Annotated in this window: 20 protein-coding genes and 1 tRNA gene; 10 read left to right on the forward strand and 11 right to left on the reverse strand. The window is 64.6% G+C overall.

Features of this window, described 5'->3' with window-relative positions:
• Positions 1 to 1,199, forward strand: a 1,199-nt coding sequence (efeB, locus tag ABZW74_RS11360) for an iron uptake transporter deferrochelatase/peroxidase subunit (protein WP_355276259.1), incomplete at its 5' end; no start/stop codon positions are given.
• Positions 1,200 to 1,203: 4 nt separating this feature from the next.
• Here the strand turns inward: efeB and ABZW74_RS11365 are convergent.
• From ABZW74_RS11365 to mfd, 4 genes are all read right to left on the reverse strand, one after another.
• On the reverse strand, positions 1,204 to 2,043 hold the full coding sequence (locus ABZW74_RS11365; protein WP_355276261.1) for a glycosyltransferase: 840 nt from the start codon (positions 2,041 to 2,043) through the stop codon (positions 1,204 to 1,206).
• Positions 1,941 to 3,497 carry a hypothetical protein gene (locus tag ABZW74_RS11370; RefSeq protein WP_355276263.1) on the reverse strand — a complete coding sequence of 519 codons (1,557 nt, stop codon included), beginning with the start codon at positions 3,495 to 3,497 and terminating at the stop codon, positions 1,941 to 1,943. The genes ABZW74_RS11365 and ABZW74_RS11370 overlap by 103 nt, the downstream gene beginning before the upstream one ends.
• Before the next feature lie 130 nt (positions 3,498 to 3,627).
• Positions 3,628 to 4,554, reverse strand: coding sequence for a MazG family protein (locus tag ABZW74_RS11375; RefSeq protein WP_355276265.1), 927 nt, complete (start codon positions 4,552 to 4,554; stop codon positions 3,628 to 3,630).
• A gap of 826 nt (positions 4,555 to 5,380) precedes the next feature.
• Positions 5,381 to 8,965, reverse strand: coding sequence for a transcription-repair coupling factor (gene mfd, locus ABZW74_RS11380; RefSeq protein WP_355276267.1), 3,585 nt, complete (start codon positions 8,963 to 8,965; stop codon positions 5,381 to 5,383).
• Between the two features lie 96 nt (positions 8,966 to 9,061).
• Here mfd and ABZW74_RS11385 point away from each other — a divergent pair, with 96 nt between their 5' ends.
• Entirely contained in the window at positions 9,062 to 9,865 is an 804-nt protein-coding gene (locus ABZW74_RS11385) for a class III extradiol ring-cleavage dioxygenase (protein WP_355276269.1), read from the forward strand.
• Between the two features lie 4 nt (positions 9,866 to 9,869).
• Here ABZW74_RS11385 and ABZW74_RS11390 read toward each other — a convergent pair whose 3' ends face one another.
• From ABZW74_RS11390 to ABZW74_RS11400, 3 genes are all read right to left on the reverse strand, one after another.
• The gene (locus tag ABZW74_RS11390) at positions 9,870 to 10,067 is read right to left on the reverse strand and encodes a hypothetical protein (RefSeq protein ID WP_240856507.1); all 198 of its coding nucleotides are present in this window, start codon (positions 10,065 to 10,067) and stop codon (positions 9,870 to 9,872) included.
• Between the two features lie 103 nt (positions 10,068 to 10,170).
• A complete protein-coding gene (locus ABZW74_RS11395) occupies positions 10,171 to 10,524 on the reverse strand; it encodes a hypothetical protein (protein ID WP_355276272.1) in 354 nt (117 codons plus the stop codon).
• A gap of 83 nt (positions 10,525 to 10,607) precedes the next feature.
• Entirely contained in the window at positions 10,608 to 11,306 is a 699-nt protein-coding gene (locus ABZW74_RS11400) for a TetR/AcrR family transcriptional regulator (RefSeq protein WP_355276274.1), read from the reverse strand.
• 62 nt (positions 11,307 to 11,368) lie between these two features.
• Here ABZW74_RS11400 and ABZW74_RS11405 point away from each other — a divergent pair, with 62 nt between their 5' ends.
• The 6 genes from ABZW74_RS11405 to ABZW74_RS11430 all read left to right on the forward strand — a co-directional run bounded on the left by ABZW74_RS11405 (position 11,369) and on the right by ABZW74_RS11430 (position 16,534).
• Entirely contained in the window at positions 11,369 to 11,782 is a 414-nt protein-coding gene (locus ABZW74_RS11405) for a nuclear transport factor 2 family protein (protein ID WP_355276276.1), read from the forward strand.
• 158 nt (positions 11,783 to 11,940) lie between these two features.
• On the forward strand, positions 11,941 to 12,585 hold the full coding sequence (locus ABZW74_RS11410) for an ABC transporter permease (protein ID WP_240856503.1): 645 nt from the start codon (positions 11,941 to 11,943) through the stop codon (positions 12,583 to 12,585).
• Complete coding sequence (locus tag ABZW74_RS11415) at positions 12,582 to 13,871, forward strand: ABC transporter ATP-binding protein (protein ID WP_240856502.1); 1,290 nt, start codon at positions 12,582 to 12,584, stop codon at positions 13,869 to 13,871. The genes ABZW74_RS11410 and ABZW74_RS11415 overlap by 4 nt, the downstream gene beginning before the upstream one ends.
• Positions 13,868 to 14,608 carry an ABC transporter permease gene (locus ABZW74_RS11420; protein WP_240856501.1) on the forward strand — a complete coding sequence of 247 codons (741 nt, stop codon included), beginning with the start codon at positions 13,868 to 13,870 and terminating at the stop codon, positions 14,606 to 14,608. The genes ABZW74_RS11415 and ABZW74_RS11420 overlap by 4 nt, the downstream gene beginning before the upstream one ends.
• Positions 14,605 to 15,603 carry a glycine betaine ABC transporter substrate-binding protein gene (locus ABZW74_RS11425; protein WP_240856500.1) on the forward strand — a complete coding sequence of 333 codons (999 nt, stop codon included), beginning with the start codon at positions 14,605 to 14,607 and terminating at the stop codon, positions 15,601 to 15,603. The genes ABZW74_RS11420 and ABZW74_RS11425 overlap by 4 nt, the downstream gene beginning before the upstream one ends.
• A 31-nt stretch (positions 15,604 to 15,634) precedes the next feature.
• On the forward strand, positions 15,635 to 16,534 hold the full coding sequence (locus tag ABZW74_RS11430; RefSeq protein ID WP_355276280.1) for a diiron oxygenase: 900 nt from the start codon (positions 15,635 to 15,637) through the stop codon (positions 16,532 to 16,534).
• A gap of 21 nt (positions 16,535 to 16,555) precedes the next feature.
• Here the strand turns inward: ABZW74_RS11430 and ABZW74_RS11435 are convergent, their stop codons facing one another.
• Complete coding sequence (locus ABZW74_RS11435) at positions 16,556 to 17,242, reverse strand: TetR/AcrR family transcriptional regulator (protein WP_240856498.1); 687 nt, start codon at positions 17,240 to 17,242, stop codon at positions 16,556 to 16,558.
• A gap of 101 nt (positions 17,243 to 17,343) precedes the next feature.
• On the opposite strand from ABZW74_RS11435, the gene ABZW74_RS11440 reads away from it, so the two are divergent.
• Positions 17,344 to 18,858 (forward strand): DHA2 family efflux MFS transporter permease subunit, encoded by a 1,515-nt coding sequence (locus ABZW74_RS11440; RefSeq protein ID WP_355276282.1) that lies wholly within the window; start codon positions 17,344 to 17,346, stop codon positions 18,856 to 18,858.
• Between the two features lie 426 nt (positions 18,859 to 19,284).
• Here the strand turns inward: ABZW74_RS11440 and ABZW74_RS11445 are convergent, their stop codons facing one another.
• Both ABZW74_RS11445 and ABZW74_RS11450 read right to left on the reverse strand, forming a co-directional pair.
• Positions 19,285 to 19,839: a hypothetical protein gene (locus ABZW74_RS11445; RefSeq protein ID WP_240856496.1), complete on the reverse strand. Its 555-nt coding sequence runs from the start codon at positions 19,837 to 19,839 to the stop codon at positions 19,285 to 19,287.
• A gap of 66 nt (positions 19,840 to 19,905) precedes the next feature.
• A complete protein-coding gene (locus ABZW74_RS11450; RefSeq protein WP_355276318.1) occupies positions 19,906 to 20,493 on the reverse strand; it encodes a vitamin K epoxide reductase family protein in 588 nt (195 codons plus the stop codon).
• A 321-nt stretch (positions 20,494 to 20,814) separates the two neighbouring features.
• Here ABZW74_RS11450 and ABZW74_RS11455 point away from each other — a divergent pair, with 321 nt between their 5' ends.
• On the forward strand, positions 20,815 to 21,024 hold the full coding sequence (locus tag ABZW74_RS11455) for a hypothetical protein (RefSeq protein ID WP_240856495.1): 210 nt from the start codon (positions 20,815 to 20,817) through the stop codon (positions 21,022 to 21,024).
• Between the two features lie 50 nt (positions 21,025 to 21,074).
• On the opposite strand, the gene ABZW74_RS11460 is transcribed toward ABZW74_RS11455, so the two are convergent.
• Positions 21,075 to 21,146: transfer RNA gene (locus tag ABZW74_RS11460), tRNA-Gln, on the reverse strand.
• Between the last annotated feature and the right edge of the window lie 59 nt (positions 21,147 to 21,205).

Below are 21,205 nucleotides of genomic sequence, written 5' to 3' on the forward strand. Positions count from 1 at the left end.
TGGCCGTCGGCCGGGCGACTGCGCCCGAGCCGGAGGAGTCGTCGGAGATCGTCGCGTTCCGCGGCGAGCGACAGGCCGGCATCGTGACCGCGGCCCAGGATCGTCTGCATTTCGCCAGTTTCGACGTCGTGACCGAGTCGCGTGACGATCTGGTGGCCATGCTCAAAGCGTGGACGGTTGCCGCGGAGCGGATGACGCGCGGCGAAGAGACCGTCGAGAACGGCGCGACCGGGTTGGGCAACTACGTCCCACCCGCCGACACCGGTGAGGCGCTGGGACTCTCGCCGTCAAAGCTCACCCTGACCATCGGATTCGGTCCCGGACTGTTCGGACCCACCGCAGCATTTCCCGGCCGCGGCGACCGATTCGGTCTCGCCGACCGGAAACCGGCTGTGCTGCAGGACCTTCCCATCTTCGCTGCCGAGCGCATCGATCCGCTGCGCTCCTACGGCGACATCTGCGTGCAGGCCTGCGCCGACGACCCGCAAGTCGCCGTCCACGCGATCCGCAACCTCGCCCGAATGGGTTTCGGGGTGGTGGCCGTGCGATGGTCGCAGCTCGGCTTCGGTCGCACCGCCTCCACCACGCAGGCCCAGGAGACCCCGCGAAACATGTTCGGGTTCAAGGACGGCACCGCGAACCTGCGCGCGGAGGACACCGACCTGCTCGACCGCTGGGTGTGGGTGGACGCCGCCGACAATCCGCCGGGAGCCCAATGGATGACTGGCGGCAGCTATCTGGTTGCCCGTCGTATCCGGATGGACATCGAGCCGTGGGACCGCGCCAACCTCCTTGAGCAGGAGCAGATCATCGGCCGAGAGAAGAACAGCGGCGCACCGTTGGGCCAGAAGAAGGAATTCGACACCCCCGACTTCCAGATCACCTCCTACGGCGCACCCATGATCCCGCGCAATGCCCATGTGCGCCTGGCACATCCGGACAACCTCGGCGGTGTGCAGATCCTCCGGCGCGGATACAACTTCACCGACGGTTCCGACGGATTCGGCCACCTCGACGCCGGTTTGTTCTTCATCGCCTTCAACCGGGACCCGCAGACCCAGTTCATCCCGATGCAGCAAGAACTTTCACGACGCGACGCCATGACCGAATACCTGATCCCCAACGGCTCATCGATCTTCGCGGTTCCGCCCGGACTGGCCGACGGCGAGTGGTGGGGTCAGGGGTTGTTCGAGTCTTAGGGAATCAGTGCGGACCCAGCCAGCGTCGCAAGGATCCAACGGACTGTGTCACCTCACGGTAAGTTGCGTCGAGCTCCCAGGGACGCTCGGGCGCAGCGGACATCTGACCCGACCACAGTCGATAGATCGAAGACGGCGTGCGCTCGAACCAACCCTCACAGAGTTCGTTCATCGAAACGATGAGCGTCACATCTTCGGCAAACTGCATTGCACGGTACCCCCCGCAGACCCAGTACAGGTCCTTTCGACAACCTAGCGTGTGGGCGCGCATATCCAAGAACCGATGCTCGATCCACGCTGATCCCCAGTACCCCCGCGGAAGGACGCCGTACGGCGTAAACCTCGATTCAAAGTTCGTCAATGACCCATCGTGCTTCTGGTCGGCCGTGACGGTTACACAGAATCCAATCCCCGGCCTCATCAGATTGTTCAAGCAGAGCGACAATGCGGTGGTTCCGATCAGCAGGTCGTCGGCATCAAGGTTCCTCAAGAACTCAGACCTGGACATGAGCACCGCGCAGTTTCTACCGAATGCGGCTCCGCGGGACCTATCTCCGCGTCTAACCTTCACTCGCGAATCTGACGTGGACTCCAGCGGGTGCTGCACCCCCGGTCCGTCAAAGTAAACGCACCATTCCCAATTTACATCGATCTGTTCTTGGAGTGATTGATAGGTGCTCATCAGGTGATCGGTCCGCGAAGGGTCAACCGTTGTTATCACGGCGATCTCAGGTGAGCTCATTACCGACCTCCCGATCCCCTGCGTGTTATCAACCAATGCACGAATAGTATTGTCGGAACCGCCAAGACCATCCAGACGATGCTCCACAGCGCCCCGTTCCATGCACCTGAAGGAGTTGATATCGCGGCCAGAGCGTAAGTGATCGATGGAAGACCGATTAATGCCGAAATCACGGATATGAGCCAGTCACGCTTTGCCCGCTCGAGTTCTCGAGCCCGAGATTCTTCCTGAACCAATGCATTTCGCGCCTCGACACGCTCACGCAAAGCCTGCTCATGGGCCTCATGACGCCGATCGGCGGCAACAGTGATGATCTCGGACATCCTGCGGAGCTCCGCGTCGATATCGTCCAACAACTGCTGCGCATACAGCCGGCGTTGGATCTGCTGCAAGATTACAGTAGCGCGATTCCGCCTAGGGATGATGGTGAACCAGTTGTCGTTACGAAACTCGGCATATCGCTGCCCAAACCTCTCAACCTCCAAACGAAGCTCGGAAACGCCAGAGATCGTCATGTCATCGATGCGGCGCGTCTTCTCGAATGCGTCCCGTCCTAGCGCCACGAGGTCTTCGGACAAGAGCTCGAGCAGGTGAGTCTGGCGGGAACCCAGAATGAGCAGGTCCACGAAACGCGTATGGCCCAAATTCCAGAATCCTCGAAACCGCACATCGTCCGGGCTTGGATCGACACAGATGAATGCCTGCCCGATCTCAGTGACGACACCCGTCCAATCCTTCGGACAGTCGACAGTAACCTCCTCGGCTGCCGAAAGCGTGTCGCCTGGCCATTGCATGCCCGGCGCAAGTCCATAAGCAAGGGCAAATGCCCACAGTTGCTGCGGCGACCAAGCAGTGTCGCCATACTGGACACCCAGCGCCGAAACCGCAGGCAGACGTGTCGCCACACCGGATACGGACACCGAAAGGGGCGCTCTGTCGTTGACGGGGTTCTGTTGCTGCAGCGGACGGGCGAACCTCACCCGTCCGCTGGCACCGATCGCCACCAGATCGATTCCGACCGCCGCATGCAACTCGACCTCTATTGCTCGCACCACGATCCCCATCGGATCGTAATAGCTCCGCTCCTCCACATCTCCGAAGGGATCGACCCAGGGTCGACGAAGATTCTGAGAGATCAGCATCAGTTGAGTCGCATCTGGCCGATCGACCGAAATGTGGGCGATGACGAAATCGTTTGCCTGCGCGTCACTGTCACATGTAAAGGTCAGCAATTCCAGCGCTATCACAGCCACGTTGCCGCGCGTATAGCCCGGCGCGTCCAGACGCTTGTACGCCCTCGCGGATCGATTACCGCTGTTCCTGTTCGCGGTGGCGTCAGCCAGTCGCCCGGGGAACCACTCCGCAGGATCTCCACCACCACCGATTCCATTGCGCTGCAACGCTCCAGCGTAGGGATGGTCCGCCCCGGGGTACGCGCCGGCAGACCATCCCTCTGGAACAAGTAGGTCGCCAACCCTCGTTGGGACCACCAGCGCAAAATGAACACACACCCATTCGGTGCTCGCATCCCCATCGTCGCCGTCGGCGATCGTCATGCGTACCTCCATACTCCCCAGGCCCGAGCCTTGCCGTCCCGAATCTGCCCCGCCGACAAAGACCCATACGCGTCTACCGCCGATCGGGTCAATCGCTCGTGACCGTCGCTCGCGGTCAACGGAGATACCATCAGTCTTCTCGACTAACGTCGACTAGCACCCCGTGCCAGGCGTCGGCGGTGTCGAGTGTCACGTCGGCGCTCTTGGCGCGTTCCTCGGCGGCTCGCACCTGGTCGATCAAGGCGAGGACACGACGGCGGGCGGTGTCTTCGACGCTGTCGCCGTCGGCCGTCACGGTGATCGTCAGGACCTGCGGATCGATCGTCTCGACCGGATAGGCCGCGGCGGTGAGCCGTTCGAGCACCTTTTGGGTGAGGGCGAGTGCCGGCGCGGTGGTGGCGATGCCGTCGAGCACCGATCCGCGCTGCTTCTCCGCCGCCTTGCGCTCCTCCCATTCGCGGATCTGTGTTTCGAGGTCGGAATGCGCACCCGACAGCACGCCCGGTGTCCGCCCGGTCACCTTCTGGGTGAAACTGCGTGCGACGTCGTCGATGTCGAACGGGGTATCCGGATCGTCGGCGGCGATCCGCGCGTGGAAGAGCACCTGCAGCAGCAGGTCTCCCAATTCCTCGCGCAGTTCGTCCGGGTTGTCGAGTTCGATGGCGTCGAGGAGTTCGTAGACCTCCTCGAGGAGGTATCGGCGCAGTGATGCGTGGGTTTGCTGACTCTCCCACGGCCCGTTTCGGCGCAGGGTGTCCATCAGCGCGACGGCCTCGAGCAGCACGGCACCGGACACTCGCTCGGCGGCGATCACCTCCTCACCCCGAGCGATCCGGGTGCGTACGAGCGGGTGGGCCGGATCGGTGCTGACCAGCACGGCCACTGCGTCGGACCCGTCCGAGCCGGGTGGGGCGTCGACCGCGGGTTCCACGTGATCGAACTCCCAGAGCGTCGCGGCCGACACGTCCTCGGTGACCATCACCCGCCCGGACAGCAGGGTGCGGGCCCGGATCGGGATCAGGTCGGGGCGGCTGGGGTCCAGCAGAACCACGGTCATCTCGGCAGTGCGCCTTTCACTCGAACCCCCACGATCGATGCACGTCGGAATGTTTAAACCATACGTGCGGTCATTCGCAGGGCGCAGCGCCGCCACGCGGGTGGGCGACAAAGAACGTGTGTCGAGACGATTGGTGGTTGGGGTCCGCAGGTAGACCGAGTGGAGACTTCCCGGTCCGGGGCCGGTCGCCGAACACTTCGGATCAGCGACCCACCCGCCGTCTGCGGCGGCGATCATGGACGCGGGAAGAGGCTCGTCGTAGCGCAGGGGTGCGCGGTCGCTGCAGAAATCAGGGGAAGAAAACTCGTCCCCTACCTTTGGTGTCCTCCCCGCAGATTTTCTAGGAGACGACTTCGAACCCCGGGGAAGAAGTTCTTCCCCTATTTTCAGGGGCAGAGCGCTGCGGCGTTTGCCCAGGTCAGAGCGCTCGCCACCGAACTCTTCGAGTCAGCAGCGAACCGGTCAGACCACGGGAGCACACTGCCACCCCCGTCGGAAACTCTGTACCCCCTGGCCCCTCGGATGACTGAGAGCGGGCCCCTCAGGGTGGTCCGCCGGGAATATTCCGGAGGACGCTCCCCAGCGGCCCGATCCTGGTCACGGCGTCGAGGACCACGCCCCGACGAGAGGAGAAGGCTTCCCGCGTCACCGAAGAAAGTAGGGGAAGAAGACTCGTCCCCTACCCTTGGTGTCTTGCCCTATGAATTTCTAGGGGACGACTCCGAACCTCGCGGAAGAAACCACTTCCCCTACTTTCGGTGGGACAGCCGCAGCGGAGGCTCCACATAACCCCAGTTCAAGGAGGCCGAAAGCAGTACTCTTCGGATCAGTCGGCAGCGGGAGTCGGCTTGAGCTGCGTCAGGAAAGTCGTCAGGTAGACGATGAGCTCGTCGTCGCGCAAGCGTGCTGATCCCACGCCTCCGGTGCGTGGGATGGGCAGCGTCACAACGGATGTGGTCGCGCGGAAGGTGGCAGCCGGGTAGAGGCGCTTCAGGCGCACCTGCTCGCTGTCGAGCAGCGGCAGCGGCGAGATCTTCATTCCTGTTCCGGCCAAGCCGATCTCGGTGACGCCACGCTCGCGACAACGCAACCGCAGGCGCGCGATCGACGCCAATCGTGTTGTCTCGACCGGGGGCTCGCCGTAGCGGTCGGTGAGTTCGGCGATCACGCCGTCGACTGCGGCGTCGTCGGTGGCCGACGCGAGCTTGCGGTAGGCCTCGAGTCGTAGGCGGTCGGAGTCGACATACTCGACCGGAATGTGCGCGTCGACCGGCAGGTCGATGCGCACCTCCCCGGTTTCCTGGGTGGTCACTTCACGCCCGTCGGCGGCTGCGCGGTAGGCTTCCACGGCCTCCCCGACGAGCCGGACGTAGAGGTCGAAACCCACGCCCGCCACATGCCCGGACTGCTCCGCACCGAGCACATTACCGGCACCGCGAAGCTCGAGATCCTTGAGCGCCACCGCCATTCCGGCACCGAGCTCGTTGTTCTGCGCGATCGTCGCAAGGCGGTCGTAAGCCGTCTCGGTCAATGGCCGCTCAGGGCTGTACAGCAGGTAGGCATACCCGCGTTCGCGGCTGCGGCCCACACGGCCACGCAACTGGTGCAACTGGGAGAGCCCGAGGTTCTCCGCACGGTCGACGATCAGCGTGTTGGCATTCGAGATGTCCAGGCCGGTCTCGATGATCGTGGTACACACCAGCACGTCGAACTCGCGATTCCAGAACCCCGACACCGTTCGTTCCAGCTGATCCTCGTTCATCTGACCATGCGCGACAACAACCTTCGCCTCCGGAACCATCGCGGAGATGTCGCGCGCGGTCTTGTCGATGGTCGACACCCGGTTGTGCACGTAGAAGACCTGGCCGTCACGCAGGAGTTCGCGCCGGATGGCGGCGGCGACCTGCTTCGGCGCGTAGGCGCCGACATAGGTGAGGACGGGATGACGTTCCTCCGGCGGGGTGAGGATCGTCGACATCTCCCGGATCCCGGCCATCGACATCTCCAGTGTGCGCGGGATCGGCGTCGCCGACATCGTCAGCACATCCACATGCGTCCGAAGGGATTTGATGTGTTCCTTGTGTTCGACGCCGAAGCGCTGCTCCTCGTCGACGATCACCAGACCCAGATCTTTCCAGGTGACGCCGGTCTGCAGCAGGCGGTGGGTGCCGATCACGATGTCCACCTCACCGCTCGCCATCGCGCCGATGACCTCTTTGGACTCTTTGGCGTCGGTGAACCGCGACAGGCCGCGAACCCGCACCGGGAACCCGGTCATCCGTTCGGAAAAGGTCTGAAGATGTTGTTGCGCAAGGATCGTCGTCGGGACCAGCACGGCAACCTGCTTGCCGTCCTGCACCGCCTTGAAAGCGGCGCGGACCGCGATCTCGGTCTTTCCGTAGCCGACGTCGCCGACGATCACCCGGTCCATCGGCACCGGTCGTTCCATGTCGGACTTGACCTCGGCGATGACGGTGAGCTGGTCGACGGTCTCGGTGAAGTCGAAGGCGTCTTCCATCTCCTGCTGCCAGGGGGTGTCGGGCCCGAACGCGTGACCGGGAGCGGCATGCCGCGCGGCGTAGAGTTGCACGAGCTCGCCGGCGATCTCACGGACCGCCTTGCGCGCCTTGCGCTTTGTGTTCTGCCAGTCCGATCCGCCCAGTTTGGACAGCGACGGCTGCTCGCCGCCGACGTAGCGGGAGAGCTGGTCGAGGGCATCCATCGGGACATACAATCGGTCGCCCGGCTGGCCACGCTTCGACGGTGAGTACTCGAGCACCAGGTACTCCCGCCGCGCACCCGACACCGTGCGCTCGATCATCTCGACGAATTTGCCGATGCCGTGCTGGTCGTGGACGACGAGATCGCCTGCGGTCAGCGCCAGCGGATCGACCTGGTTGCGACGCTTGGCCGGAAGTCGGCGCCCGTCACGGACATTCGCGACCCGGGTGCCGGTGAGATCGGATTCGGTGACGATGACCAACCCGGCGTCGGGACACACCAGCCCCTGACGCAAGGTGCCGCCGAACACCGTCACCTCGCCCGGCTGGGGCCGGTACCCGGGTTCGGCAAGCACGTGCGGAACTTCGGCGTCGGCCAGCCGCTCGCCGACGCGCTGGGCAGTTCCCTTGCCCGCCACCACGATCGCTGCCGTCTTACCACCCGTCACATGCGCGCGCAGTTGTGCGAACACCGCGGCGATCTCGTCGTTGTTGCCGCGTGGAGCCGGGCCCGCCGCGAGATCGAGCTCCACCTCGTCACCCGAGCCGGTGGACAGCGGACTCATCGTCCACCACGACCGCCCCGCCGCCAACGTGGACTCTTCCACCCCGTCGAGCGGCCGGTAGGCACTCGCCTGCAGATCCACTCCGAGGGTTTGCGACGAACGCCCGTCGATCGGGGCCGAGGCGCCCATCGCCGCAGCGGTCCACGACGCCTCGAGGAACTCTGCACCCGTCTTGGCCAGATCGGCTGCGCGCGTGCGCACCTTCTCGGGATCGAGGATCAGTACCCGCGTCCCGTCCGGCACCACTTCGGTGAGGAGTTGCATCTCACCGTCGACGAGTGCCGGGATGAGAGCTTCCATGCCGTTGACCGGAATACCCTCGGCCAGCTTGGTCAGCATCTCGGTGAGCGTCGGGTCACCCTCGGACTTCTCGGCGAGTTCGGCTGCCCGACTGCGTATCTGGTGGGTCAGGAGCAACTCGCGGCACGGGTGGACGATCACTGTGGACGCGTCGACCTCGGGCTGGCTGCGCTGGTCGGCCACGGAGAACGCGCGCATCTCGGTGATCTCGTCGCCCCAGAACTCGACGCGCACCGGGAAGTCGGCGGTGGTGCCGAAGACGTCGAGGATGCCGCCGCGTACCGCGAACTCGCCGCGGCGGCCGACCATGTCGACCCGCTCGTAAGCCATCTCGACCAGGTCGACGAGCAAGCGGTCGAAGTCGATCTCGAGACCCTCACGGAGAGTGATCGTGGTGACGTCACCAAGTCCCGGTGCCATCGGCTGCACCAGCGAGCGCACCGTGGTGACCACGACTGCGAGCGGGCGATCGCCGGGATCGGCGAGCCGATGGAGAACTGCGAGTCGCTGGCCGACGGTGTCGGCGCTGGGCGACAGCCGCTCATGCGGGAGCGTCTCCCAGGAGGGGAACTGGGCGACCGCTTCGGGGTCGTCGAGCAGCTCGCCGAGTTCGGCGGTCAGGTCGTCGGCCTCCCGTCCGTTCGCGGAGACGACGAGGAGCGGGGCCGCTGAATCCTTGGCCAGGCAGGACACCACGAACGGTCGTGCGGCGTCGGGAGCGGTGATGTCGAGGCGGCGTTCGTCGCGTCGTGCGACGAGTCCGTGGATCGCCGTGTCGGCGCAGGCAAGTTCTGAAAGCCCGACGAGGGCGCGCGGAGTCGACACTCCAGCAATTGTAGGTGGGACGCCGGGACGGCCACGATCACCCCGGCCACCTGTGGAAACAAACCGGACCGCAGTTCTGTTTAGTAAGATATGTCCATGTCAGAGCCCACCGACGCCCCCCAGTCGGATCGCATCCCCGCGTTGTTCCTCAGCCACGGCGCCCCGCCGCTGGTCGACAGCGAGATATGGGTCGAGCAACTTGCCGGCCTCTCCGCAGACCTCCCGCGCCCGACCGCGATCCTCGTCGTGTCCGCGCACTGGGAAGCCGCACCACTGACCATCGGGTCCACCGACCCGCACACCCCGCTGACCTACGACTTCTGGGGCTTCCCGGACCGCTTCTACGAGACCACTTACTGGTCACCCGGCGCCCCGGAGCTCGCCCGACGCGTCGCGGCGTTGATGCCCGACGGCGAGCCCGTCGCGCACGCCCCGAATCGCCGGCTCGACCACGGTGCCTACGTCCCGCTCACCGTCATGTACCCGGACGCCGAGATTCCGGTTCTCCAGATCTCCCTACCGACACTCGACCCGGAGCGACTTCTCGACCTCGGCCGTCGACTGGCGCCGCTGCGCGCCGAGGGCGTGCTGATCATCGGGTCCGGGTTCACCACGCACGGACTTCCCTACCTCACCGATCCGCGGCCCGACGCGACACCTCCGACGTGGTCCGCCGAATTCGACGCCTGGGCACACGAACGTTTCACCGCCGGAGATGTGGAGTCGCTCATCGACTTTCGCATCAAGGCCCCGGGAATGCCGTACGCCCACCCGACCATCGAGCACTTCTCACCGCTGTTCGTCACCCTCGGCGCGAGTACGGACCCAGAACAACGCCCGGACCAGGTGATCGACGGCTTCTGGATGGGGTTGGCCAAACGGAGTCTTGTACTGACGTAGCGCGCTAGAACGTCGTGGCAATCGCCACCGCGAGTCCACTCACGCAGACCGCGCATCCGATGACTGCCCCTACTCCGAACTGGCGTTGCTTGCCGGGGGCAATTGCGCACGCTGCCGCAACCAGCGCGAACGCTACGATCACAAGGAAACCGACCACCCAGAGGTAGGTCACCGCGATCACTGCCGCACCCAGTGCAACCATCGCCGCGAATGGTGTTGCGGGACCGAAGAATCGACCGCCCATGTTCAGTGCCACACCGGCAGCAACACGGAGGTCAGACCACCAACACACGCACCAACCGCGATTACCAATGCCCAGCGGACGGCGGTGGGGCGACGCGGTGCAGCGATTGCGCGCGCCACCACCAGCGCAACTGCCACGATGACGGACTGGGTTTCGACTGCCGAAGCTGCATGCACAAAGGCCGGGCGGACGTATTGGCCAACGATCTGGCGATCTGCTGGTCGGCCGCGCCGGCGACATCCGTTATGTCGGTGGTCGCACCCTTGAACGCGCCCGCGAGCTGACCGAAGGTCGCTGTCGAGTAACCACTTCGGAAGCCGGCCGCCAACTTGAGCGCACGCAACCGCGCAGCGCACTGCTGGATCTCGACGGCAGCCGATGTGAGTGACGATGGATCCACGACAAGATCTGACATGCGCTTCCCCCCTGGTTGTTTCGCGTCACGCTAACACCGGTTCAGCACTGTGGTCGACGACGATCCACAGGCGGCGCACCAAGTCACTCGTCGGAGGACCTGCGCTCCTTGGGTTCCACATAGTCGGGTCCCACCAGTTCGGGATTCGGGTCCAGGCGGGTCAGTCCGTTCCAGCACAGGTTGACAAGATGTGCTGCGACAACCTCTTTCGACGGTTCGCGGACATCAAGCCACCATTGCGCGGTGACCGACACCATGCCCACCAGCGCCTGCGCATACAGAGGTGCAAGCCCCGGCTCGAAGCCGCGGCGTTCGAAATCGCCGGCCAGGATGTGCTCGACCTGGCTGATGGCATCGTTCAAAAGGCTTGAGTACGTGGCTGTTTCGTCGGTCGACGCGGTGCTGTCGCCGCGAACCAGAATACGGAAGCCGTCGGTACGCTCCTCCATGTAGGTCAGCAACGCAAGCGCCACCTGTTGGATGCGGTACAGCGACCGGTTCTTCGTCAGCGACGACGTCACCATCTCGAGAAGGGTTTCCATCTCGCGGTCGACGACCACCGCGTACAGACCCTCTTTGCCACCGAAGTGCTCGTAGACGATCGGCTTGGACACACCGGCGCGCTGCGCGATCTCTTCGATGGACGTGCCCTCGAAGCCGCGTTCGGCGAACAATCCGCGGGCCACCTCGATCAGCTGCAGGCGACGCTGCGCACCGGTCATCCGGGCCCGCGGGGCGCGTCGCACCTCGGCGCCACCATCAGTGGGACGACTGACTGCCATGGCAACAGACTAGTACTCCGAAGGTTCTCCCAAGCGCTGCACTACGGTGTCAGACTGCACGGATGCTGAGCATCGAGGAGATTTCTGCCCGCCTGGAGATCACGCAGGCCTTGACCGACTACTCCACCGCCGTCGACGCACGACGGTTCGGTGACCTCGACCGGGTGTTCACCGCCGACGCACGCATCGACTACAGCGCGATGGGCGGAATCGTCGGTGACCTGGCCGAAGTGCAGGCGTGGCTGGGCGAGGTTCTGCCCGCCTTCACCGCCTACTGCCACTTGGTGGGCAATCACGACATAACGGTCGACGGCACTCGTGCACGGACGCGAACCCTGTGTCTCAATCCGATGCAGACCGACTCCTCGACGCATCTGTTGGGACTCTGGTACCGCGACGCGTGGATTCTGACCGACGACGGCTGGCGAATCACCGCCCGGTCGTTGGAGAAGTGCTTCGACGCCCGGGTCGCGTGACATTTCATCATCGCGAGTAAAAGCCGGGGGGCAGGCGGAATCGCCTGATCAGCAGGTCTACCGCAGTTCGCGCCGACAACAACGACGTCCAAAGAGCACCGCATGGCCGTTCGGTATGCGTAAGGTCAGATCCAAGCACCCCTGACGATGGGACGATCGTGCAGCTGTGGAACTACGTGTCCGACCATGCCGACAGGCTCACGTTCCTGACGTATCAACATGCGTCCTTGGCCTTTCAGACCGTTCTCGTCGGCACGCTCGTGGCCATAGCGATCGCGATCGGCGTCTATCGGTTGCCGCTGGTGTCGTCGCTGACACTCACCACGAGTCGCATCGCGCTGACGATTCCCTCGCTCGCCTTACTGGCGCTGCTGATCGTCCCGTTCGGGCTCGGCGTGGTGCCGTCGTTCATCATGCTGGCTTTCTTCGCGGCGCTGCCGGTGATCGGTAACGCGGTCGTCGGACTACGTTCGGTGCCACCGGCGGTCGTCGAATCCGCGCGTGGCATCGGTCTTTCCAGATTCCGCATCTTGTTCACCGTCGAACTTCCCATCGCCTGGCCGGTCATCCTCACCGGCATTCGGGTGTCCACCCAGATGATCGTCGGCGTCGCGGCGATCGTCGCCTACGTCCTCGGACCGGGACTCGGATCGTTGATCTTCAACGGGTTCTCGCGCCTCGGCGGCGCGAATGCCCTCGAAATGGCGCTCACCGGAACAATTCTCATCGTCATCATCGCACTCGTCTTCGACGCACTGCTGGTACTGCTCGGCCGCCTCACGATCTCAAAGGGACTGTCATGACCGACCTCACCGACCAACCGACCGCGCCGTCGGCCCAGCGCACGGTCACCGGGGCCGACATCCACCTCGACAAAATCGTCAAGCGGTACCGGGGACAGACCGAACCCGCGGTTCACCAGCTCGACCTCGACATCGAGGCCGGACATATCGTCGCCTTCGTCGGACCGTCAGGGTGCGGAAAGACCACGACGCTCAAGATGATCAACCGTCTCATCGAACCCACCGAGGGCCGGATCTTCATCGGGGGACGCGATGTCACCAAGGAGGATCCCGACAAGCTGCGCCAATCCATCGGTTACGTGATCCAGTCCGGTGGCCTGTTCCCGCATTGGTCGGTCGCCAAGAACATCGGCGCGATTCCGCGAGTCCTCAAGTGGGACAAGAAGAAGATCGCCGACCGCACCGACTACCTCCTCGATCTCGTCGGACTCGACGCCGCCACCTTTGCCGACCGTCTGCCCAAGGACATGTCCGGCGGCCAGCAGCAACGTGTCGGTGTCGCACGCGCTTTGGCCGCCGACCCGCCGGTCCTGCTGATGGACGAGCCGTTCAGCGCGGTCGACCCGATCACTCGGCTTCGGTTGCAGGACAGCCTGATCGCGATTCAGCACGAGCTGGCCAAGACCATCGTGATCGTCACCCACGACTTCGAAGAGGCGACCAAACTCGGCGACAAGGTCCTCATCCTCTCCGAGGGCGGCCACATCGAGCAGTACGCGACTCCCGAAGAGATCCTTGCCAATCCGGCGACGCCGTTCGTGGAGGACTTCATCGGGTCGGGTGCGACGCTGGCCCAGCTCACGCTGACCCGGGTGCGCGACGTCGCGCACGCCGACATCGTCACCGCCAAGGTCGGCGAGCCGGCCGGACAGGTGATAACGCGAGCGCGCGCCGCCGGACACACGTGGGTGGTCGTCGTCGACGAGCACGGGCGGCCACGCGCGTGGCCGTCGCTCGACGAACTCGCCTCCAAACCGGAGGTCTCCGACTACGTCGACGCGCGATTGCCGGTGGTCGCGCGGTCGTCGACCCTCAATGACGCACTCGACACCATGCTGGCCGCCAGCCAGGGCGGCGTGCTGGTCGCCGACGCGCAGGGCGCGGTGGTCGGAGCCCTCAACATCGACGCGGTCATGGACATCATCCGCGGGCAGCTCGCCGAAGCCCGCGCGCAGGAAGATTCCACGTCGTACGCCGAACACGCCGAGGGCACCGGCCCCATCGACGTCACCGAAGTGCTCGACGTACCCACCGAGACCGATCCCGACGGGTCCGCGCCGCGATGAAACAACGATTCAAGAGCACGCCCCTGGATGTGTGGCTGGAGCCGTTGGTCATTCTGGTGGTCGGCGTCGGCTACTTCATCTGGTACGCCACCACCGATTTCACCGAGGTCGAGGAGACCTCACTGGCCTGGGAAACGTTGCAGTCGACCATCTTCGACCACATCAAACTCACCCTCACCGCGACGCTCATCGTCATCGTGATCGCCATTCCGCTCGGCATCGCACTGACCCGGCCGTCGATGCGCCGGCTCAACCCGATCGTCGTCAACATCGCCAACGTCGGTCAGGCTGCTCCCGCCCTCGGCCTGCTGGTGCTGTTCACCTTCTGGCTCGGTACCGGCTTCAAGACCGCCGTCGTCGCGCTCGTGGTCTACGCCGTGCTGCCGATCCTGCAGAACACGATCGTCGGTCTGCGACAGGTCGATCCGCGGACCGTCGAAGCAGCCCGCGGCATCGGCTACTCGGGTTTGCGCACCCTGGTCCAGGTGGAATTGCCCCTCGCGGTTCCGGTGATTCTCAACGGGGTGCGCACGGCGCTGGTGATCCTGGTCGGCACGGCGACGCTGTCCGTCTTCATCGGCGCCACCAGCCTCGGCACGCTGATCAACACCGGGATCACCCTCTTCTTACCCAAACTCCTTGTGTCCGGGGCGATCCTGGTGGCCCTCCTCGCGATGATCATCGACTGGCTCGGCCGACTGTTCGAATTGGCCGCGACCCCGCGAGGTGTGCGATGAGACCACGCCGCCTGCTCACCCTGGCCATCAGCATCCTGGCCACGATTGCGCTGCTGGCCGGTTGCGGGCTGGTCAGTTCGTCGGGCACGTTCCAGAGCGCCGCACTGCCGGACGGTGCGCGCCCGCTCGACGGCGCCGACATCGTCGTCACGTCGAAGAGCTTCACCGAGGGCGTCATCCTGGGCAAGATCACCGCAACCTACCTTGCGGCCGCCGGCGCCAACATCACCGACCTGACCGGCGCGCCCGGGTCTGCGTCGTCGCGGCAGGCGATCCTCAACAACGACGCCGACATCGTGTGGGAGTACACCGGTACCGCGTGGCTGAACTATCACAACCAGACCGAGACAATCGCAGATCCGCAGGAGTTGTGGCGAGAGGTCGCCGCGATCGAGGAGAGCGAACACGACCTCATCTGGATGGCGCCGGCCAACTTCAACGACACCTACGCTTTCGCTGCCGCCCCTGCCGTGCACAAACGACTGAACGTGCACACCATCTCCGACATCACCCGTCTCCCGGTGAAGGAACGCACCTTCTGCGTCGATGACGAGTTCTTCTCTCGGCCGGACGGTTTCGTGAAGATGCTCGCCGCCTACGGCATGCCGTACAACACCCCCGACGGTGTGCCCATCCAGAACGTCACGCGCATGGATGCCGGCGTGATCTACACCGCCACCGCCGACAGCGACCCCTGCAATTTCGGCGAGGTGTACACCACCGACGGCCGCGTCAAGAACCTCGGACTCGTCCTCCTCGAGGACGACAAGAAATTCTTCCTCCCCTACAGCGGCACCGCGGTGGTGCGTGGCGAGATCCTGCGTCAGTACCCACAGCTGCGCGGCCTCCTCGACACCATCTCCAAGCGCCTCACCAACGAGGTGATGCTCGACCTCAACGCCCGCGTCGACATCGACGGACAGGACCCCGCCGACGTCGCCTACGACTGGCTCGTGAGTCAGGGACTGGTCGTCGAGGACGACCCGGACGCGTGACTATGCCATTGCGTGATGGTACGTTGCCATTATGCAATGTCAGAGTTCGACGCTCTCGGACACCGAAGAAGTATCACGCCGTCTACTGACCTCCGCGGCGCGCCTCTCGCGTAACGCGATGACCGAGATCGACTGGAACGCGCCGATGGACCCCGCGCACTACGGGTGCAGCCCCGAGTGGTCGACGCTGTACGGAACCGCATATTGGGACGAGATGACCGAGCAGCAGCGTGTGACGCTGACCCGACACGAGTTCGCGTCGATCATGAGCATCGGCATCTGGTTCGAGATGTTGTTGCAGCAGTTGGTATTACGCGACCAGTACCTCGGCGACTACCATCGCGCCGAGTATCAGTTCGCGCTCACCGAGATCGCCGACGAATGCCGCCACTCGCTGATGTTCGCCAAGGCGACCGAGAAGATGGTCGGCACGTCCTATCGGCCACATCCGCGAATCGGCAAGGCCGCCAAACTCTTCGGCGCCACCGCGAAGGACGAGGTGGCCTACGCGGGCATCCTCGTCGCCGAGGAGATCCTCGACGTCTTCCAACGCGGATGCATGCGCGACGATCGAGTCCTCCCCTTCATCCGGACCGTCAACGAGATCCACGTCCTCGAAGAATCCCGGCATATGAAGTACGCCCGCGAGCAGGTGCGCGAGGCGATGGCGGCAGCCGGACCCCTCAAGCAGCGCTGGAGCGCGTATCACACCGCCGTCGCTGCGTCGTTCATCTTCACCAGCCTTGTTCGGCCACAAGCATATTCCGACGCCGGACTCGACAAGTACCGTGCCGTCGCCGAGATGCGTCGCAACCACCATTTCCAGTCGATGGTGCGCACCGGGTGCGCGCACCTGATGGCCTTCCTCGACGAGGTCGGACTCCTCACGCCGGCAGCCGCGAAGGTCTATCGCAAGGTGCACATGCTGTGAGCCCACCGCTCCTCACACCGCTCAGCCGGAAGGAGACGTCCGTCGACGCTGCGCCCGATCCCGCTGCACCGCGCGGATCTGCACCTCCGACAACGCGGGCACGGTGAAGGGGATCTGCTCACTGCCGGCGCGGATGCCGGGCAGTATCAGTTCGAGGTAGCGACGCCACACCCCGGGGACCGTCGGCTCGGTGACCTCGGCGACCGATGACAGCATCGTGAACAGGGCGAAGAAGTCGGTCGACGCGAGGTCGGGACGCAGCACACCTGCCGCCTGCGCACGATCGAAGACGAGTTGGATGCGCTCGTTCATCCCCGCCTTCACCTTCTCGATCTCCGGGTCGGTGTGGTCGATGCGCATGATGATCGCGGCCAAGCCACGGTCACCTGCGGTGATGGTGCCGAACCAGGTCATGAGGTTGACCACGCCGGCCCACGGATCCGGGTCCTCGAGGGCGCCGGCGACCTGCGCGCTCACCTGCTTGAGGTGCTCGACGAAGACCCCGACGATGAGTTCGTCGCGGTTCGCGAACCGCCGGTAGACCGTCCCGACGCCGACACCTGCCGCGGCTGCGACGTCGTCGAGTGAGACGTCGAGGCCGCGTTCGGCGAACAGTTCGCGCGCGGTTGCGATGATTCGCAGCCGGTTGCGCTCGGCGTCGGCGCGCAGCGGACGCTCGCGGGCATTCGACGTCGATCCGGTGGTCATGGTCACAGTCTAGCAATCGGAGGAATCATCTCCGCTTGTCCCCCGTTGGCTACTAAGAACCGGAGGAAACACCTCCGCCTGATCTCAGAATTGGAGGCGCGATGACGACCACCTACAACGAGCTCGACACCTCGTCGGCAGACGTCGAATCACCCGCCGACCGCCATCACCGGCTGCGCTGGGTGATTCTCGGTGTGCTCGCACTCGCACAGCTCATGGTCGTGCTCGACGCGACCATCGTGAACATCGCTCTTCCCCATGCGCAGGAGTCACTCGGCTTCGGAAACGAGGACCGGCAGTGGATCGTCACCGCCTACGCCCTTGCTTTCGGCAGCCTGCTGCTTCTCGGCGGCAGGTTGTCGGATCTGCTGGGCCGCAAGGTCACCTTCATCACCGGCCTCATCGGCTTCGCGGTGATGTCCGCGATCGGCGGCGCAGCAGTGAACTTCGAGATGCTGGTCGCCGCTCGTGCCGGCCAAGGCGTCTTCGGCGCCCTGCTCGCGCCTGCCGCGTTGTCGTTGCTGACGACCACCTTCACCGATCCCGCCGAGCGTGGGCGGGCGTTCGGCATCTTCGGCGCGATCGCCGGCGGTGGCGGCGCGCTGGGCCTCCTCCTCGGCGGCATGCTGACCGAATGGGCCGACTGGCGCTGGTGCCTCTACGTCAACCTGGTGATCGCCGCGATCGCCCTGGTCGGGGCCGTCCTGTTTCTCGGGTCGCATCGTTCCGAACACCGTCCGCGTCTGGACATCCCGGGCGTGGTGACCGTCTCGGTCGCGCTCTTCTCGATCGTCTACGGCTTCTCCAACGCCGAGACCAACGGCTGGGCCGACTGGGCGACGATCACCTGGCTGGTCGCCGGTGCAGCGCTTCTCGCGGTTTTCGTATGGCTGCAGGCCCGCACCGATCACGCGTTGTTGCCGCTGCGGGTGATCACCGACCGTACCCGGGCGGGCTCCTACCTCGTGGTGTTCATCGCCGGTATCGGCATGTTCGGGATCTTCCTGTTCCTCACCTACTACATGCAGCAGAACCTGATGTTCTCGCCGATCCGGACCGGTCTTGCGTTCCTGCCGATGATCGGCATGCTGATCGTGACCGCAACCACGTCGACAGGAGTTCTGTTGCCCCGCTTCGGTCCTCGCTGGTTGATGGCCGGCGGCATGATCGTGGCATCGCTCGGTATGGCCTACCTGACGCAGATCACCCCGACCAGCTCGTATGCGACGCACATCCTGCCCGCGCTGCTCATCCTCGGCGTCGGAATCGGCGCGTCGATGGCACCGGCCATGCAGGGTGCGATCTCGGGCGTGTCTTCCGAGGATGCGGGCGTGGCGTCGGCGACGGTCAACACGATGCAGCAGGTCGGCGGATCGATCGGCACCGCATTGCTGAGCACCATCGCCGCCAGCGCGGCGACCGCCTATGTGGCGGATAATGCTGCGCGCGTTGGCAATCCACAGCAACTGGCCGAGTTGGCTGCCGTGCACTCCTACACCACAGCATTCTGGGTGGCGGCCGCGGTCTTCGCTGTCGGCGGAGTCATCGCGGGACTGGTGGTGCGTAGCGGCAAGCTGCCGGTCGCGTCCGAAGAAGCAGTCGCCATGGCGCACTGAGGAATCGCGCGCCACATCGCAACACCGAGGACCCGGCATCGCCCCGTGCGATGCCGGGTCTTGTGTTGCTGCGCGACGGAATCGTCGACATTGCGTTTGCCGAGGTGGCGACGCAGGTCGCCACACTCTTCGAGTCAGCGTCCCTCCGTCGGCGTTGCCGACGACATGGAGGCGGGAAGATCGCGGTCGTCGTCGCAGAAACCGCATTCGTGGCCAGAAACCGCCGGTGTAGCCAGAAACCGCTGGTGCGCCTCGGGTTTCTGACCAGACACGCGGTTTCTGACATCGCGACACGCCGACGACGCATCGGTGGTGCCAACACCCACCGACGTCGTCGAGGCGGGAAGATCGGAGCCGTCCGAAGCGGTCGCCCTCAGGTGCCACCGAGGGAATATTGCCCTCGGAGACACGTCACGGCGACCGTTGCTACAGCGACTCGAAGGCGCGGCCGAGTTCGGTTGCGACGTCGATGATCCGGGCCTTGCGCACCTCTGGTTTGTCGATCTCGGCGGCCACATGACGGGCGATGAATCGCTTGATCTCGTCGTCGACCTGCCCGACGATGCGGATGATCTCGCCGCGCAGATTGTGCGATGCCACGCCGACCGTCACGTCGCGTGGCTTGGGTGGTTGCACTTCGATGCGTAGCTCGAGCGGCTCCGCGGCCCGCGCGGTCAGCGACAGTGCCACCTGGCCGTCGACGTCGTACTTGATGCGGTCGAGCTTGAGGTCGACGAGAAGTCGGATCGTCAGCGGGATCTCCACCGCGAACGTGATCAGCTCCCCCACGTCGCGAGTGATACGCGGCTCGTCGATGCGCACGCGTGCGAGCACCTTGGCGATGCCGCCGGGTCCGGAGGAGATGGGACCGACCTCGAAGGAATCACCGACTATGGACGCGAATGCCGACTCGACGCGCTCCTCGGTGACCGCAACCTCAAAGAACCGGCGTCCGAACTCCTCGTACGTCAATTGGGTCATATGGCCATCCTGCTGCCTGGTCAGGTCATCCGACCGGAAAACGGTGAGACCCGGGCGTGTTGGAATCTATGAGTAGAGGCTCGACCAGTACGACCAGAATCGCTGGCCGATCATCGCGATGATCACCAGAACCGCGACCGTGATGATCAGTGCGTGGTTGCGCGCCAGGAAGGCGACGAACCCGGAACGGCTGGTCAAGCCGCTGGCGTGCGCGTTGCGAACGCTGACGAAGACGAAGATCGGGATCATCATCGCCCAGACCACCATGCAGTACGGGCACAGGGCGTCGATGCTGTACAGGCTCTGCGAGATCAGCCAGCAGATGAAGATCATGCCGAGCGTCACCCCCACCTGCAGACCGGCCCAGAACCACCCCGCATAGCGAGCACCGGCGAAGATCCCGACACCGACGGTCATCACCACGGCGAAGGCCGCGATACCGATCAGCGGGTTGGGGAACCCGAACAGCGCCGCCTGCCACGTCTTCATCACCGATCCGCAGGACAACACCGGGTTGAAGCTGCACGACGGCACGTAGTCGGGGTTCTTCAACAGCTCGATGCGTTCGATCGTCAGGGTGAACGAGGCGATGAACGCGATCAGCCCTCCGACAGTCAGCGTCCACGCGACGATTCGAGTCCATGATTCGACCACGGACTCCGGGACGGACGCGTCGTCGAGTTCATCCTGTTGCGGCGCTGCAGCTTCTTGCACCACTACAGAATGAACCAGGCGCCTGAGACGTGACTATGGGAGTTGGTCCCTAATCGGTGGGCCGTGATCTGCCGGCGGGTCAAGCGACGGCGTTGGGCGCGGCGAGTTGCGGTCCGGCATGTTGGCCGAGGAGCCACCGGTGGTTCGCCTGCACTCGGTGACATTGCGACTGCTGAAGGTGGACTGGGGTTGGGTGCTGCGCGATCTCGAGTCCGGAAATCCCGACACCGATCGCTACCCGGTGCCGGCCTCAGCGATCGTGTGGATGACCTACCTGAGGCGCACGGCCACCTCGCGCCGGACGTCGATCTCGTTTGGGCGGCGACCGTCTACCTCACGCTGGTCAAGGCCGCTGCTGTGCCACTCGGAGCCGACGACTCCCTGGCCCGACGATCGGCCCGTGCCGTCGACACCTTCTTGCACGGGCTGGGCGATACCCCGGTTCGCTACTCATCGCAGAGGTCGGGGTAGTCGCGATCAGTTCAGAAGTGCCCACTCAGGACTTGCTTGGCTTACCGTTGCTCCCCCACCAGGACTCGAACCTAGAATGCCTGAACCAAAATCAGAAGTGTTGCCGATTACACCATGGGGGAATACTGCGGGCTCCAATTACTGCGGACACGATTGTGCCACAGCGTTGAGGAACCCCTCA

Origin of the sequence: Gordonia sp. NPDC003585, assembly GCF_040610755.1 — a bacterium.
Taxonomy (GTDB): domain Bacteria; phylum Actinomycetota; class Actinomycetes; order Mycobacteriales; family Mycobacteriaceae; genus Gordonia.

Coding starts and splice junctions, on each gene's coding strand:
- ABZW74_RS11370 (WP_355276263.1), bottom strand. CDS start 3,497: ATGACGATCGCCGACGGCGACGATGGGGATGCGAGCACCGAATGGGTG.
- ABZW74_RS11445 (WP_240856496.1), bottom strand. CDS start 19,839: ATGACCCAATTGACGTACGAGGAGTTCGGACGCCGGTTCTTTGAGGTT.
- ABZW74_RS11405 (WP_355276276.1), top strand. CDS start 11,369: ATGCTGAGCATCGAGGAGATTTCTGCCCGCCTGGAGATCACGCAGGCC.
- ABZW74_RS11375 (WP_355276265.1), bottom strand. CDS start 4,554: ATGACCGTGGTTCTGCTGGACCCCAGCCGCCCCGACCTGATCCCGATC.
- ABZW74_RS11440 (WP_355276282.1), top strand. CDS start 17,344: ATGACGACCACCTACAACGAGCTCGACACCTCGTCGGCAGACGTCGAA.
- ABZW74_RS11395 (WP_355276272.1), bottom strand. CDS start 10,524: ATGTCAGATCTTGTCGTGGATCCATCGTCACTCACATCGGCTGCCGTC.
- ABZW74_RS11420 (WP_240856501.1), top strand. CDS start 13,868: ATGAAACAACGATTCAAGAGCACGCCCCTGGATGTGTGGCTGGAGCCG.
- ABZW74_RS11435 (WP_240856498.1), bottom strand. CDS start 17,242: ATGACCACCGGATCGACGTCGAATGCCCGCGAGCGTCCGCTGCGCGCC.
- ABZW74_RS11385 (WP_355276269.1), top strand. CDS start 9,062: ATGTCAGAGCCCACCGACGCCCCCCAGTCGGATCGCATCCCCGCGTTG.
- ABZW74_RS11425 (WP_240856500.1), top strand. CDS start 14,605: ATGAGACCACGCCGCCTGCTCACCCTGGCCATCAGCATCCTGGCCACG.
- ABZW74_RS11415 (WP_240856502.1), top strand. CDS start 12,582: ATGACCGACCTCACCGACCAACCGACCGCGCCGTCGGCCCAGCGCACG.
- ABZW74_RS11365 (WP_355276261.1), bottom strand. CDS start 2,043: ATGGAACGGGGCGCTGTGGAGCATCGTCTGGATGGTCTTGGCGGTTCC.
- ABZW74_RS11400 (WP_355276274.1), bottom strand. CDS start 11,306: ATGGCAGTCAGTCGTCCCACTGATGGTGGCGCCGAGGTGCGACGCGCC.
- ABZW74_RS11430 (WP_355276280.1), top strand. CDS start 15,635: ATGCAATGTCAGAGTTCGACGCTCTCGGACACCGAAGAAGTATCACGC.
- ABZW74_RS11390 (WP_240856507.1), bottom strand. CDS start 10,067: ATGGTTGCACTGGGTGCGGCAGTGATCGCGGTGACCTACCTCTGGGTG.